The organism is Enterobacter sp. FUJ80071 (assembly GCF_038739915.1).
Lineage (GTDB): Bacteria > Pseudomonadota > Gammaproteobacteria > Enterobacterales > Enterobacteriaceae > Enterobacter > Enterobacter kobei.
This window is the reverse complement of sequence record NZ_JBBXKH010000001.1, coordinates 4,654,671-4,669,929: the sequence shown is the minus strand read 5'-3', so window position 1 is coordinate 4,669,929 and position 15,259 is coordinate 4,654,671. Positions and strand designations below refer to the sequence as shown.

Genomic DNA, 15,259 nt, shown 5'->3' with positions numbered 1-15,259 from the left:
CCAAACCTTCTCTTTCCCGCTACAGTTATTTTTCCACGGCGAGCAGGAGATAAAAATGCTTTATATCTTTGATTTAGGAAATGTAATCGTCGATATCGATTTTAATCGCGTGCTGGGCGCATGGAGCGACTTTAGCCGTGTTCCGCTGGCGACGTTAAAGCAGAATTTCGCGATGGGCGAAACCTTTCATCAGCATGAGCGCGGTGAAATAAGTGACGAAGAATTCGCAGAGCGTTTCTGCCAGGACATGGGGCTGTCATTAAGCTATGAGCAGTTTTCGCACGGCTGGCAGGCGGTATTTGTCGCCATCCGCCCGGAAGTGATCGACATCATGCACAAACTGCGTGAGCAGGGGCACCGTGTGGTTGTCCTGTCGAATACTAACCGCCTGCACACCACGTTCTGGCCTGAAGAATACCCTGAAGTTAAGGCAGCGGCAGATAAAATCTATCTCTCGCAGGAGATGGGTATGCGCAAGCCCGAAGCGCGGATATATCAGGCCGTTTTGCAGGCAGAAGGTTTCACTGCCGCCGATGCCGTCTTTTTCGACGACAATGCCGATAATATAGAGGGAGCTAACCAGTTAGGTATCACGTCAATTCTGGTGACCGGAAAAGAGACGATACCCAACTACTTTGCGAAGCAGTTATGTTAAAAACCGTTCATCAAAAAGCCACGCATCATACGCGCCCGCTGAGAGCCTGGCTAAAACTGCTCTGGCACCGCATTGATGAGGACAACATGACCACGCTGGCGGGAAACCTCGCGTACGTGTCGTTGCTCTCATTAGTGCCGCTGGTGGCGGTGATCTTTGCGCTATTTTCCGCCTTTCCGATGTTTGCGGACGTCAGCCTGCAGCTTCGCCATTTCGTGTTTGCGAATTTCATTCCTGCCACCGGGGATGTTATCCAGAACTACATCGAGCAGTTCGTTGCCAACTCCAACAAGATGACGGCGGTGGGGGCATGCGGGCTGATTGTCACTGCGCTGCTGCTGATGTATGCCATTGATAGCGCACTGAACACAATCTGGCGGAGTAAAAAAGCGCGGCCAAAAGTCTACTCTTTTGCCGTGTACTGGATGATCCTCACGCTCGGCCCGCTGCTGGCCGGGGCGAGCCTTGCCATCAGCTCTTACCTTCTGTCATTGCGCTGGGCGAGTGATTTAAACGGCGTTATTGATAATGTGCTTCGCATCTTTCCGCTGATCCTGTCATGGCTTTCGTTCTGGCTGCTCTATAGCGTCGTACCGACCACGCGCGTACCAAACCGCGATGCGGTAGTGGGGGCGCTGGTGGCGGCCGTGCTTTTTGAGCTGGGTAAAAAAGGGTTTGCCCTTTACATCACCATGTTTCCGTCCTATCAGCTGATTTACGGCGTGCTGGCGGTGATCCCCATTTTGTTTGTCTGGGTCTACTGGACCTGGTGTATCGTCTTGCTTGGTGCCGAAATAACTGTCACTCTCGGCGTATACCGCGAACTTAAAAAAGCAGCAGCAGCTGAAAAACAACAAGAAGCAGACCAACCATGATTGCATTGATACAGCGCGTAACCCGTGCCAGCGTCACCGTGGAGGGAGAGGTGACGGGTGAAATTGGCCCAGGACTTTTGGTGTTGTTAGGTGTCGAAAAGGATGATGACGAACAAAAAGCTAACCGCTTATGCGAGCGGGTGCTGGGTTACCGCATTTTCAGCGATGCGGAAGGCAAGATGAACCTGAACGTCCAGCAGGCGGGCGGCAGCGTGCTGGTGGTGTCCCAGTTTACGCTGGCAGCGGATACCGAGCGCGGCATGCGCCCGAGTTTCTCGAAAGGCGCCGCGCCCGATCGTGCAGAAGCACTTTACGAATACTTTGTTGAGCGTTGTCGCCAGCAGGAAATGCATACGCAAACCGGACGATTCGCTGCAGATATGCAGGTTTCGCTGGTGAACGATGGCCCCGTCACATTCTGGCTCCAGGTATGAGCCAACTGGCGGCGTGGCCGCGGGTAACAAGAGAGAGTACAGCTATGTATCACCTTCGAGTACCGCAAACGGAAGAAGAGTTAGAAGCCTATTACCAGTTCCGCTGGGAAATGCTGCGCAAGCCATTACATCAACCGAAAGGCTCTGAGCGCGACGCCTGGGACGCAATGGCCCATCACCAGATGGTGATGGACGAGGAGGGCAATCTCGTCGCCGTCGGGCGTCTGTATATCAATGCCGATAACGAAGCATCTATTCGCTTTATGGCGGTTCACCCTTCCGTACAGGACAAAGGGCTGGGGACGCTAATGGCAATGACCCTGGAGTCCGTCGCCCGGCAGGAGGGCGTTAAGCGCGTCACCTGTAGCGCCCGCGAAGATGCCGTGGAGTTCTTTGCCAAACTCGGTTTTGTAAATCAGGGGGAAATCACCGCCCCGCAAACCACGCCGATTCGTCATTTTTTGATGATCAAACCCATTGCCACTCTGGACGACATTCTGCATCGCGCAGACTGGTGCGGTCAGTTACAGCAAGCCTGGTATGAACATATCCCTCTGAGTGAAAAGATGGGCGTGCGCATCCAGCAGTACACCGGGCAAAAATTCATTACCACCATGCCGGAAATCGGCAACCAGAACCCTCACCACACCCTGTTTGCTGGCAGCCTGTTTTCTCTGGCAACGCTCACCGGCTGGGGGCTGATCTGGCTGATGCTGCGCGAGCGCCATCTTGGCGGCACCATCATTCTGGCCGATGCCCATATCCGTTACAGCGCGCCGATCAGCGGCAAACCGAGCGCGGTGGCTGACCTTGGCGCACTGGGCGGCGACCTTGATCGTCTGGCGCGTGGCCGCAAAGCGCGCGTGCAGATGCAGGTTGAGCTGTTTGGTGATGAAACCCCGGGCGCGGTGTTTGAAGGAACTTACATCGTTCTCCCTGCGAAGCCGTATGGCGCGTATGAAGAGGGGGGAAATGAAGAGGAGTAGCGCAGTTAAAAGAGAGTTATCTTTTTAGAAGATAACTCTCATGTTGTATTAAAAATAAATCTATTGATGGCGTAATTGCCATCCAGATCGGCGTTCGAACCTTCATAGACGAGCGTATAGTTAATCCTTGTTGTCGTAATAAAAGATGTGTTGCCAATTGCATTTTTAATTCTCTACTTTTCAAATAAAACCCAAATTGTAATTAAGGAAAGCTAAATGGTGTTTAGCTATTGCATCAATTATTATTGCAACATTTATGTACAAATGACTCGTTATGAATTTATAATAAAATGAATAAATACTACAGCTTTGAACGAAACAAATCCGGGCTCGTAATTATATTATTATTGAGTTTTTTGCTTTTGGGTTGTTTTCTTGCCTATATCATTTGGGTGAGCATGATTTCAATGAGAACTGTTCTAATGAACTCTGTTCCAGAATGGTTAACGTATATAACGATAGGCTCTATTTTTGGTCTCATATTCTCCGGGAGAGCTACCTATTATAGACCTATTGGTAAAACATCAAATTATGTCATTGAACGTTTTTGGGTGGGGTTTAGTTGTGGCTTTATTCTTTCATTAGGGATTTATGATGTTTTCGTGTTTATGTCGAAGGGAAACGTTATTACATACGAAGCGGCTTATGAAATAACATATCCTGGCCCAAGAAAGGGGCGGTTTGGTCATTGTGAAGCAGGGTTGTGGTTTAAGGACTATAACACAAAGCGTTGGATTCAATTGTGTACAAATAAAAAAGCACTTCAAGCAGCGGGTGAACCAGGAGCAGATGCTGTAAGGGTTAGTGCTCATTCAAATGAAATAGGGTCTTATATAATTGATTACAACTTCATAAAATCCAAGAGTTAATTAAGAAACCACAACTCCATATATTCACTCTGAAATAATAAATCCACGTTAAATTAAAGGAGAGAAAAACATCTCTCAACGGGAAATGGTTGTCGAATGCAGGTTTTATTGATTGTATGCTGGTTAAAATCCGCGTGATGAAGGATTGCATTGTGATCCCCCCCAGAGCACCCGCGAGCTGTGGGGTTGTGCCGAAGGTTTAAGCGTCGTCCACTTCAATAAAAAGAAGATGCCCAGCCGATCAAGGGTTTTCTGATGGGGTTAACGATACCGGCGATATTCCGACGATCAGGCGTGATCGCTACGACTGCCTGATCCGCTGTGAAGATGACTAAATAGCAAAATTCCCCGCTTTAGAAGGCGGGGATTTTAGTCGCTGAGGATCACTTATCGGGGTCGGTGGGTAGCTTTTTACGAGCATTGTACTCGTCTATTTTGTTGAATATTAAACATCCCACTGCAATAAATATTCCTGCAACAACACTCATCTTGACGACTTTAATAACACCGGATAACGATAAATAAACCTCCCCAGTATAAATAACTGCCGTTACAATCCTGGTAACTACACCCAGTGCAAAAAAAGCGGTAGTCATATAGATAAAAATAAGAATAAATATATGAAGTGTCATTTTCTTTTTCATTGTTTTTTATCCTTGTTTTTATTAATTCTTTAACTGTATCATTGGATATTTCAAAGACAGAAGCAGAACCAATATCTCCTATCACACCGGAAAACGCCCCCACGTATGGCGCAATCAGCTTTGGAGCATACTTCCCAAAATAACCCCCGGCCAGCGACCCCGCAATGGCGCCACCCTGACCAGTTAAGCTGGGTCCATCAGTCATAAATGCACCACCCATATTAATAAGAGTGTTACCACCAATCTTATATCCTGGCGCCAGATAACCAGCACCTGCCGCTACGGCAGCGCTGTAGTAACTAAACTCACTGCCTGGCGACATACTCATGTATTGGAATAAAGAGTTAGCACCACCACCAATAACCGCACCGGTAACACCTTTTCCCACTGCGACTGTCGGGCCAAGATAAATGGCTCCAGCCATAAATACCCCATCCTGATAACCTTCCACTATCGCTTTAGTGATATTAGCCTCTTCAGGTAAATCCCCTTTCGACAGTTTATCCAGCCCCGCCTGTTTCTCTTCTGCTGATAGCCCGTTGTCCTCTGCATACTGATTCCAGGACGTTGCTGCCATGCCATAGTCCATCATCCCTTTCGGCAGACTCAGCGTGTTATTCTCCACCGTTGTCTTCCCGGACTGCGCCCCCGCAATGGCACTTGCCGTGCCGTCTCCCGCAACGCCGCCCGCTATCCCTGCGGCAAGAGTTGCCAGGGCGCTGATGGTCTGCTTTTCACTTTCGCTCAGCGCAGCAACATCCTTCCCGTACATCTCCAGCGCAATTCCGCCCGCCAGCTCCCCGACCGCCGCTCCAGCCGCACCCGCAAGCGCGTCTTTCCCCTGCATTGCCGCCAGCACCGCATTCGCCACCGCGTGGGCGGCGGCTTTTTCCATCCCGTCGTTCAGCCCGGAACGGTGGCCGATAATCTCCGCCACGTACGGTGCGGCGGCTCCGGCCAGTGCGGCGGTCATGTCACCGCCCGCCAGACCCTGAGCGGCAGCGGTAGCCGCCTGGATGGCGCGCTGCATGTCGCTGCCCGTGCCGTACTGTTCAATTGCCGTGCGTCCGGCCTGGTCGGCTATCTCCTGAGGGGTAGGGTTGCTCTTGCCTTCAGCCCTCAGCTTCTCCTCTGCGGCGCGGAGCGCTGCCGGGTCGTTCATGGCCTCCTGTTTCGCGATTTCACCCTGCGTGCGGGCGATATCCGCCACCTGGCTGCCGATTTCCCCGATGAGCTGCGCCTCCTCCATCCTGCGCTGCTCTTTCTCCTTATCGAAGATGGCGTCGATGCTGCCGTTTGCATTCGCCGTGTCGCGGCTCAGGTCCGCCACGTCCTGCGTCTGATGCTCCTTATCGCGAACCACCACCGTGCCGTTTTCAATGGCCGCACGCGTGGTGCCCTCTGCGCTGCCGCTGCTGTCCGCCCCGACCAGCAGGTTGCTAGAATGTATATATTCCTAATGCTGATACGCAGTAGGTGATAGTTAAAATTTTAAATCCCGGTCGTCAACATGTATACTTATTCATTTAAAAAAGCCTCGGCATATTTTTTAACATCAGCCATAATAATATCAACCTCTTTTTTAGATAGCGTGATATCTTCTATAAATGGTTTGTTAATATACTCCCATCTATTTCCATTGCCAGATCTATCTTCTACTAGGCGTTCTGTTACGCCCCCAATGATTCTCAATGATTTACCATCTGCGATAGCAAAAAAACGTCCGCCTGATTCACTGATGTTTGATGAAGTGATAATATAATCAAATGTTTGCTCCGGGTATTCGTCCTCTTGAGATGGTTCTGGATAGGCTAAATTTAGCAGTTCCTTAAAAGCATGTTCAGTAGATAAGGAGAATATATCCTCGTTTTGAGGATGTGATATCAGAGCACAGTCATTATCTGTAATCTCTAAGAGATCAGAAGACAACGTTGATGTTCTAATATTATGTGGGTATAAATTCCCATTAATTATTAGATGAAACAAACCATTCTTATAGGATTCTCCCCACTGAGGGATATAGTCCGTCCAAATGGCAAATCGATATGGGTTACCAAAAATCATATTTATCTCCATTTTCCTGGTAGGCCGAATTCTTTTTTTACACTGTTCGGTACATCGCTTTTTTTCATTGGAACGGTTTTGTCTCCTGTACTACCAGACCAATGCCATGTCCCATCATTTGTATTAGTAAATTGATGAACATTTCCTTCGGCATCCATTGCATACCGTTTTTTACCACCAACTATAGATACTCCAAATAGATCTATAGAATTTTTAGGTTCAGTCCCGGCATTGAAACTATAGCCTTGTTGCCCCGGAGTATGTTTAGGGTTGGACTGATAACTCAAACCATTTTTTGCTGAAGTTGCCGAGGGCGTTGGTAGCGGGCTACTTTTACCTGCTTTACTAATTCCACCAAATGCTGATGCCGCAGCGCTCGCGACTATTCCCGCCTGAACTTCATCCAGACCGTATTCTTTCTGGAGTGCTTCCGAGACTTTGTTGGTCGCGACAACCCCTTCCGCCTGCATTTGCTGCGCAAAAGTCGCCGTCAGATCGTAGACCATCTTGATCGGGATATCTTCACCCAGAGCACGATCTATTGCCTGTTTCACCGCCAGACTGTCAGTCAGTACATCACCGTATTTCTGCTGGCAGGTCGACGGGTGGGCTGCACAGTCACTTATCAGTTGCTTCTGCTGTGCCGTACTCAACTCTTCGTACTTTTTGATAATGCCGCTGCAGTCGCCACCGCTGGCCTGACAGGACTTCATTTCGGCGGACCAGGCATCTATATGCTTACTGCTCAGATAGTTATTCTCAACCACCGTCTTCCCGGACTGCGCCCCGGCGATGGCGGATGCCGTGCCGTCGCCCGCGACACCGCCCGCTATCCCTGCGGCAAGGGTTGCCAGTGCGCTGATGGTCTGCCTCTCCGTTTCACTCAGGTCGCTGAGGTCTTTATCATACATCTCCAGCGCAATACCACCTGCCAGCTCCCCGGCGGCGGCACCCGCTGCACCCGCAAGCGCGTCTTTCCCCTGCATCGCGGCCAGCACCGCATTCGCCACCGCGTGGGCGGCGGCTTTTTCCATCCCGTCGTCCAGCCCCATCCGGTGCCCGATAACCTCCGCCACGTACGGTGCGGCGGCTCCGGCCAGTGCGGCGGTCATGTCGCCGCCCGCCAGACCCTGAGCGGCAGCGGTAGCCGCCTGGATGGCGCGCTGCATGTCGCTGCCCGTGCCGTACTGTTCAATTGCCGTGCGTCCGGCCTGGTCGGCTATCTCCTGAGGGGTAGGGTTGCTCTTGCCTTCAGCCCTCAGCTTCTCCTCTGCGGCGCGGAGCGCTGCCGGGTCGTTCATGGCCTCCTGTTTCGCGATTTCACCCTGCGTGCGGGCGATATCCGCCACCTTGCTGCCGATTTCCCCGATAAGCTGCGCCTCCTCCATCCTGCGCTGCTCTTTCTCCTTATCGAAGATGGCGTCGATGCTGCCGTTGGCATTCGCCGTGTCGCGGCTCAGGTCCGCCACGTCCTGCGTCTGATGCTCCTTATCGCGAACCACCACCGTGCCGTTTTCAATGGCCGCACGCGTGGTGCCCTCCGCGCTGCCGCTGCTGTCCGCCCCGACCAGCAGGTTGCTCGCCATATTCCCGGCGAACTGCCCCGCGATGCTGCCGCCGGTGCTGCCCCCGGTGCTGATGCCCGCGCTCTGGTGCTCCACGTCGTATTCAGCGGTGTTATGGATATCCCGCCAGCCGAGCGTCCCGGTGTCGAGGCGGTTGTTATCCGCCGTGGCGGTGGAGGCGATAACCGCGCCGTCGAGCTGCGTGTGGCCGCCGACGTTGATGTCGAACCCGCCGGAGCCTGCGAAGATACCGCTCTGCTCCTTCACGGAGACGTAGTCGCTGTTCATGCTGTCGCGGCTGTAGTTAACGCTGGCCGAGCCGCTCATGGTGCCGAAGGTAAAGCTGCCGCCCGCGCTGGCGTTTTGCTGTTTGCTGTCGTAACGGTCGGTGTCCTGTTCACTGGTAATGGTCAGGTTACGCCCGATATCGGCCAGCACGCTCTCCCCGCTGACCTGCGCCCCGGTTAGATTCGCATCGCGGCCGCTGACGATTGTGAGCGTATCCCCTGCGTTAACCGTGGTTTCGGTGCGGGTGGTGCCGTTGCCGCGCTCGGTTCCTTTGCCGCTGTTCACGCTGGCGGAGACGGAGATGCCCGCGCCACCGGAGCCGTAGCCGATACCGACGCCCGCGCTGCCGCCGTGGCTCTCGTTTTGGCCGTCGAGCGTGGAGGTGTTCAGTGCGGAAATCAGGTTCACGTCCCGGCTGGCCTGTAGCCACAGGTCGTTCTGCGCATCAAGCTGGCTGCCGTGAACCAGCAGGTCGCCGTCGGTTGCCACCACGGTGAGGTTATTCCCGGCGGTGAGGCTGCTGCCTTTTGCGGTGGCCTGCGTGCTGGTCTGGGTGGATTTTGACGACTGGCTGCCGTAAGAGAGGCTGATGCCGACGGTGTTGTCGTTGCCCTTCTGGTTGCCGGTGGCCTGGTCGAGCATGACGGACTGCGCGCCCTGTCCGAGGGTCAGTGCGCCTTTCACCGCCTGCAGCGCGGCGAGGCGGTCGTTATCGGTCTCTCTGGCCTGCTTCAGGGTGTGGACGCTGCTGTCGAGAGCACCACCCGCCGCGCCGGAGAGCGCAAGGGTCAGGCCGGAAGATTTTTGCTCCACGGTGTGGGTCTGTGTGCCGCTCTCCGTGGCGGCGGTGATGCTGACGTTTTTCCCGGCGAGCGTCATGTCCTGCGCGGCAATCAGATCCGAACCGTGGACGCTCAGGTCATTGCCCGCGCTCAGCGTGACGCTGCCGTTCACGGAGCCAATGGTGCTGCCGCGATGGGTGGTGTCCTGCGCGGTGTCGGTGACCTTCAGACTCTGGCTGCCGTAGCTGACGCCGATGCCGCCCGTGCCGGAGAAGCCGGATTTTTTCTCCTGGCGCTGATGGCTCTCCTGGCTGTGCTCCTCCGCCGTGGTCACGGTCAGGCTGTTGCCTGCCGCCAGCCGGACATCGTTATCGCCCACGATATCGCTGCCCTGCACCCGCAGGTTATTGCCCGCCTGCAGGGTGACGCTGTCGCCGCTGAACAGGGCGCCCTGGGCGGTCTCGCGGTTCACCACATCGTGCGTGGTCACGGTTTTTTTCGACAACGCGCCGCTGCTGCCGGTGGACTGATGGTGCGACTCAAATGTGCTGCTGTCGGTGGCGGCGGTGACGGAGATGTCGCGTCCCGCGCTGACGGCGAGGCTGCTGTCCGCCTCCACTGTTGCGGCCTGCGTATTCACGTCGCGTCCGGCCATCATCAGGATATCGCCTCCGCTGGCCACCTCACTGCCAACCTGTTGAGTGGTGGACTGCTTCAGCCAGTTATTTTTATCCCACGTCAGGTTATCGCTGGCGGAGGTAGTGACGGTGGTGAGGTTCAGATCCCGCCCGGCACTGAGCACCGTCTGGCTTCCACTGCCGCTGTTAACGACCTGCGCGCCGGTCAGGGTGAGATCGCGCCCGGCGTTCAGCACCAGCTTACCGTCATCGCCCTGGACGTAGATCCCCGCCACGCGCTCTACGGTGGTGCGCTCAAAACTGTTTTTCCCGCTGCTGCTCTGTGCGCTGCGGGTGGTGGTGGTGAGGCTGATGTCGCGCCCGGCCGTGGCCAGCACGGCATTTTTGCCGGAAATCGTGCCGCCGGTGTTGTTGATGTCCGTGCGGGCGAACAGGCTGACGTCAGCCCCCTGTATCGTTCCTGCTTTGTTGGTGATGTTGTCGGCACTGAGCTGCACCGCGTCACGCCCGTGCAGGGTGCCGCTGTTGACCAGGTCGCGGTTCAGGTTCATCACCAGATTCTGGCCCCCCATCAGCGCGCCGGAGCCGTCGATGTCGCCAGGCTGTACGCGCACATACACCTGCGGCACCATCACCGTCTGCCAGCTGCCGTCGGCAAGCTGAACGCGGGTGTTGACCAGCCAGACCATGTCCTCCGTCAGCAGGCTCATCTGTTCGGCGGTGAGCGCCACGCCAGGGACAAGCTGATGCGTCTGCCCGAAAGCAATGCCCGCATCCATCAATGCCCTGAACTGGGTCTCATCGTCGCGGTAGTCGCCCAGGTAGCGGCCGCCGGTGAGCGCGATGATCTGCTCGCGTACCAGGCGCTGCTCGTAATAGCCGTCGCCAAGGCGCTTGTGCACGTTATCCGGATCCGTCATGAACGCATTCTGCATATAATCACTGCCGAGCCACGTCTTGTTGTTGGTGAAGCGTGGATCGGTTTCGATCAGGTAGTGCGCATTCGGATCGGGCAGGGTGTTAAACAGGCTGCTGTCCGGCAGACGGATGTCCGGCCCTGCGGCACGTACCACCACGCCCTGCGCATCGCTGGCGGGCGTTTCAATCCATTTGCCAGGCGCATTGCCGGAGGGCAGGGCAGCGGAACCCGGTGAGGTGGTGTCCACACCTACCGCCAGGCTACCCGTCCCGCTAAGCGTGGTATCTGTTTTGTGGGCGCTGGCGGGGGAAAGGGTCATGCCGCTGCCATCGGCCTGGCTGTTGCCTTCCATTTTGCCCGGCGACAGGGTGATCGACTGGATAACCACAGGCGGGGCGTAGTCCGAGGTGCTTTTTCCCTGCGAGTCGCCACCCTTTCTGGATTTACGGCTGTAGTGTGTGACCGAGCCTGCATCGGTGATCCATCGGCTGCCTTCCGGCATCACGTTATCCACCGAATCGGCGAAGATCCCGAGCGTTCCCCCCGCCACAATCTGGCTTTTATCGTTCAGAACCTGATTTGCCGTAATCAGCATATTGCCGCCGGCGAGGATTTTGCCCGGGTCACTTTCGGCAATCACCTCTTCTTCAATGGTGCGGGTGTAGGTGTACTCGTAAAAGTTGTCGTTGTTGGCCCCGGTATCGTCCGGGGTGTTGAGGTTAAGCAGGTGGTCGGCCGAGTTGTGGTCGACGAACACGCCGTCAGCATCCGCATCCCAGCGGGTGGGCGATCCCTTTTGCTGATACTCGTGGATCTGCTCCGTGGAGATGAGCGCCACTTCGGTGCTGAAATGGTCGTTGATGTTGTTGAGCTGGCCGACGGAGAGCGCCATGTCGCCCGCGGATTCAATGGTCGCGCTGTGGTTGTTGAGGGTTTGCGCCTGCCCGATGGCAAAGCCGTTGTCGTCCACGCGCCCGCCGATGGCCATCGCCCCGTCGCTGTAGATCAGCGCGTGGTCGCGGTTGTTGATTGTCTGTGCCCCGATGTCCACGCGCTGGCGTCCGGCGAGGGTCGCTGCCGTTCCGTCCTGGGCGAGGTTATTGAGCGTTGTCGCCTGAATCGACAGATGATCGCCGTAGATGCGGCCGGTACCCGCGTTCGTTAAGGTTTCGGCACGCAGCCACGTCTGGCTGCCGTCGATAAGACCGTAATTACTCAGGCTTGAGGAGAGGGTCAGGCAGGTCGCGCCGGCGGCAATCTCGCCGGACGCGGCGTTGAACAGGCTGGCGGCGCTGAGATCCAGTTTTGCACCCGCCAGCAGGTTACCGCTATTGGTCACGCCGCCCGGCGTGGTGAAGGTCATGCTGCCGTTGGCAATCACATCACCCGCGTTGTTAAAACTCTGCTGCGTGTGAATCGTCATATCGCCGAGCGACAGAAGCTGACCGTCTCCGGTTAGCGCGTCGGCTTCAAGCGTGACGTTCTCCCCGCCAATAACGACCCCGTCAGCGTTGAGAAGCCACAAAGCCGCGCCGCTCAGCGACAGCGCCCCCTCGGCGGACAGCTCACCCTGCGTGTTATCCAGGGTTCCGGCATTGGCGACCGATAACGTATTGCCTGCTCGCGTTGTTCCCAGAGCATTATCGAACTGCTGGCTGTTGATTTTCACATCCAGCCCTTCAATGCCCTTATCTTCAGCCTGCGTATTGCGATTGATCAGCGAGGCTGCGTTGAGCGTCACCGTTGCGCCACTGCGTATCAGGCCCAGCGTGTTGTCGATCGCCCCCGTTACGGCGTTCACCGCCAGTTCACCGAGAGACTGGATCTGCCCGTCCTGGTTATCAAGACGCTCGAGGTTGAGGGTCATCTCCTGCTCACCCACCAGACGCCCGCCGGAACGGTTATCCAGCGAGGTTGCCCGCAGCGTGATCTCCCCTTTTGCGCCCAGCGTGCCGTTCTGGTTGTTCAGCGCGGCGGTGGCGAGCTGCATTTCCGCCAGGCTGTAAATCGTCCCCTCGCGGTTATCCAGCTGCCAGCCGTGCGTATCAAGAACGAGCCCGCTTCCCTGAATGACCCCCTGACGGTTGTCGGTATCGCTGCGCGTGGCAAGCGTCAGCGTATCCAGTGCATACAGCGTCCCGGCGATGTTGCTAAAGCGCGCGGCGTCCAGCGTGGCCCGTTTTTCGGCGAGCAGTACGCCCGCATCATTTTGCAGATCGGTCGTGGTTATGCTCAGGTTTCCCTGGCTAACGATGCCGCCCTTGTCCCCGCTGTAGCGGTTGCTGATACCGTCAACGGCCAGCGTGAGATCCCCTCCGCTCTGGACCAGCCCGCTGCTGTCGTTATCCAGACGCTGTGCCGTGACGGCAAGATCGCCCTGGGCGACAATCATCCCTTTCTGGTTGTCTATCCGGGATGCGTCTATCCGCGCATCGCCGCCGGATACCAGCGTGCCTTGCGTATTCTCCAGCGACCCCACATGCAGATTCAGCGAACCTGTGGCGCTCAGGGTACCGTTGCGGTTGTCCACGTCCGCGGCCGTTACGACGGTTTCTTTCGCGCTGGCCAGCATGCCGTGCTGATTGCTGATGCTGCCGGCGTTGACGTTCAGGGTGCCGAAGCTGACGATGCCGCCGGTCGTCAGGGTCGTGTTGTTTGACAGGCGGTTCCCGTGAGTGTCGACGATCATGTCCGCCCCGGACTGAATTAACCCTTCGTCGTTGTTCAACCCGGCGCTGTCGAGCGTCAGGTTATCGTGGGCGGCTATTGTCCCGCCGACGTTAGCCAGCGCGTTGCGGCTGGTTAGCGCGACGCGGCCGTGTTCCGCGCTGATAAAGCCGCTGCTGTTGTTGAGAGTGTCGGCGCTCATGCTGATGCTGCCTGCTGCTGCCAGTTCACCCTCGCGGTTGTCCGTCAGGCCAGCCGTTTTTATCGTCAGGGCGCTGTCGGTATCGGCGGCAACGATCTGGCCTTTACGGTTATCCAGCGACGCGGCGTTGACGTTTACCGTGGCGTTGGCGGCAATCACGCCTTCGCGGTTATCGATGCCGTCCTGATGGTTCAGCGTCAGACCCCGCGTGCCGCTCTGGCTTATCTGGCCTTTATGATTTTGCAGGCGTTTTGCCGTGAGCGTGAGCTGGTCGGCGGCGAGCAGGCCGCTGCTGTTATCCAGCGTGCCGGTTGCCGTGACGCTGAGGGCGTCATTCGCGATGACTTCCGCACCGGCGGTGCTGAGGTCGCCTTGTCCGGCGTTAAGGGTAATGGTGTTGGCCTGCGTCACGCTGCCTGATGCATCCACCCCCTGTCCCGTGGACCTGATGTTGCCACCCGCCACATTCAGTCCATGCATCTCAAGTTTGCCGCTGGCGTTGAGCGTCAGATCGCCGTCGCGGCCTGTGGTGCCATCGGGCTGCACGCCTGCTGCCAGCGTGCCGGTGCTGGCAATCGTTTTGCCCGTCAGGCTGACGTTGCGCTGTGCAGCGAGGGAGCCGCTGTTTTGTATGGCGTCGGTGCCAGAAAGGGCGACGTCAGCGGAAGACCAGACCGTGCCGCTATTCTCAATACGCCCGTCGGCGGAGAGGGTGACTGTTCCGGCTTCTGCGCCAATATTGCCCGCGTTGCGCACGCCGACGCCTTTTTCCGTCCCGATCAGACGGATTTTCCCGGCGTACATGCCGCCGACCTGGGAGACATCCAGCGCCATGACGGGTTTTGCCGCACCGTTATCCGCAAGGGCGGTCACCTTTTCATGCGCCGCATCCACCGTGTTGCGCCCGGTAGTGACGCGTAAATCCTGCGCGTGAATCGCCGCATTCACCTGAACCGCCCGGGCGATGATATCGGTGTGCGCCTGCCCGGAGGTATCCAGCCCGTTGCCGTTCACGGTAATCTCACCGCGCTCCACCTGATACCCGGTTATCCGGCCATCCTGCATCTGCGCGGTACCGGTCGTCAGCGTGGCGCGCCCGGCGTTGATAAAGCCGCAGCCGTCACAGGTAATGCCCGACGGGCTGGCAATGATCACGTCGGCCTTTTGTCCAGCCACCTCAATGTAGCCGTTGAGCTGGCTCGGGTTGCGTGCGTTCACCTCGTTGAGGATGACTTTAGCCTCGCCTTTCGCCAGCCACGGGTTGGCTGTCACCATTCCGCCGAGTTCGGTTGAGGTATTTTTATGGGCGTTATTGAGGATGGCCCCGTCCCGGCCAACGTCGAACTGGCTGTAGGTGTTGCGGGACACGCCGCCTGCAGACGGGGTCTGGATATTCACCTGCGTCGTGCCGTTAGCGGTGCTGATCACGGTGGGCTGCTGTTTACCGGGTGCGGAGGCGTCCGCCACAATCCCGGCGGCCTGCACCGTGACGGCACCAGAGGCCAGCCACAGCGCAAGGCTGAGTGCGCCGACGCGGCAGACAAGACGCTGAAGCGCGTGCCCGATCCCGGAGGAAGACGATCCGCCCGAACAGCCGCGCGCCAGCTCGGAAACGACCATCAGCATGCCGCGGGCTTTATTAAAGACGATACGGTACAGACGTTTATTCAT

General features: G+C 56.6%; 9 protein-coding genes. 6 read left to right on the top strand and 3 right to left on the bottom strand.

The genetic code is table 11. From position 1 onward, the window contains the following. The first annotated feature begins 55 nt into the window (after window positions 1-55). The 6 genes from yihX to AAER43_RS22575 all read left to right on the top strand — a co-directional run bounded on the left by yihX (window position 56) and on the right by AAER43_RS22575 (window position 4,022). Entirely contained in the window at window positions 56-655 is a 600-nt protein-coding gene (gene yihX / locus AAER43_RS22600; protein WP_045268693.1) for a glucose-1-phosphatase, read from the top strand. Then, window positions 649-1,530, top strand: coding sequence for a virulence factor BrkB family protein (locus AAER43_RS22595; protein WP_014885748.1), 882 nt, complete (start codon window positions 649-651; stop codon window positions 1,528-1,530). The genes yihX and AAER43_RS22595 overlap by 7 nt, the downstream gene beginning before the upstream one ends. After that, window positions 1,527-1,964, top strand: a complete 438-nt coding sequence (dtd, locus tag AAER43_RS22590; RefSeq protein WP_014885747.1) for a D-aminoacyl-tRNA deacylase — start codon at window positions 1,527-1,529, stop codon at window positions 1,962-1,964. The genes AAER43_RS22595 and dtd overlap by 4 nt, the downstream gene beginning before the upstream one ends. Window positions 1,965-2,008: 44 nt before the next feature. Then, window positions 2,009-2,950 (top strand): fatty acid biosynthesis protein FabY, encoded by a 942-nt coding sequence (gene fabY / locus AAER43_RS22585; protein ID WP_023331628.1) that lies wholly within the window; start codon window positions 2,009-2,011, stop codon window positions 2,948-2,950. A gap of 422 nt (window positions 2,951-3,372) precedes the next feature. Next, window positions 3,373-3,819 carry a hypothetical protein gene (locus AAER43_RS22580; RefSeq protein WP_196480535.1) on the top strand — a complete coding sequence of 149 codons (447 nt, stop codon included), beginning with the start codon at window positions 3,373-3,375 and terminating at the stop codon, window positions 3,817-3,819. A gap of 41 nt (window positions 3,820-3,860) precedes the next feature. Then, a complete protein-coding gene (locus AAER43_RS22575) occupies window positions 3,861-4,022 on the top strand; it encodes a SymE family type I addiction module toxin (protein WP_307857210.1) in 162 nt (53 codons plus the stop codon). A 295-nt stretch (window positions 4,023-4,317) separates the two neighbouring features. Here the strand turns inward: AAER43_RS22575 and AAER43_RS22570 are convergent, their stop codons facing one another. The 3 genes from AAER43_RS22570 to AAER43_RS22560 all read right to left on the bottom strand — a co-directional run bounded on the left by AAER43_RS22570 (window position 4,318) and on the right by AAER43_RS22560 (window position 15,259). Continuing rightward, window positions 4,318-5,826, bottom strand: a complete 1,509-nt coding sequence (locus AAER43_RS22570; protein ID WP_231069901.1) for a VENN motif pre-toxin domain-containing protein — start codon at window positions 5,824-5,826, stop codon at window positions 4,318-4,320. Window positions 5,827-5,981: 155 nt separating this feature from the next. After that, a complete protein-coding gene (locus AAER43_RS22565; protein ID WP_023338886.1) occupies window positions 5,982-6,527 on the bottom strand; it encodes an immunity 42 family protein in 546 nt (181 codons plus the stop codon). Window positions 6,528-6,529: 2 nt separating this feature from the next. After that, window positions 6,530-15,259: a hemagglutinin repeat-containing protein gene (locus AAER43_RS22560; protein WP_231069902.1), complete on the bottom strand. Its 8,730-nt coding sequence runs from the start codon at window positions 15,257-15,259 to the stop codon at window positions 6,530-6,532.

Coding starts and splice junctions, on each gene's coding strand:
- AAER43_RS22595 (WP_014885748.1), top strand. CDS start 649: ATGTTAAAAACCGTTCATCAAAAAGCCACGCATCATACGCGCCCGCTG.
- dtd (WP_014885747.1), top strand. CDS start 1,527: ATGATTGCATTGATACAGCGCGTAACCCGTGCCAGCGTCACCGTGGAG.
- yihX (WP_045268693.1), top strand. CDS start 56: ATGCTTTATATCTTTGATTTAGGAAATGTAATCGTCGATATCGATTTT.
- AAER43_RS22580 (WP_196480535.1), top strand. CDS start 3,373: ATGAACTCTGTTCCAGAATGGTTAACGTATATAACGATAGGCTCTATT.
- fabY (WP_023331628.1), top strand. CDS start 2,009: ATGTATCACCTTCGAGTACCGCAAACGGAAGAAGAGTTAGAAGCCTAT.
- AAER43_RS22560 (WP_231069902.1), bottom strand. CDS start 15,259: ATGAATAAACGTCTGTACCGTATCGTCTTTAATAAAGCCCGCGGCATG.
- AAER43_RS22565 (WP_023338886.1), bottom strand. CDS start 6,527: ATGATTTTTGGTAACCCATATCGATTTGCCATTTGGACGGACTATATC.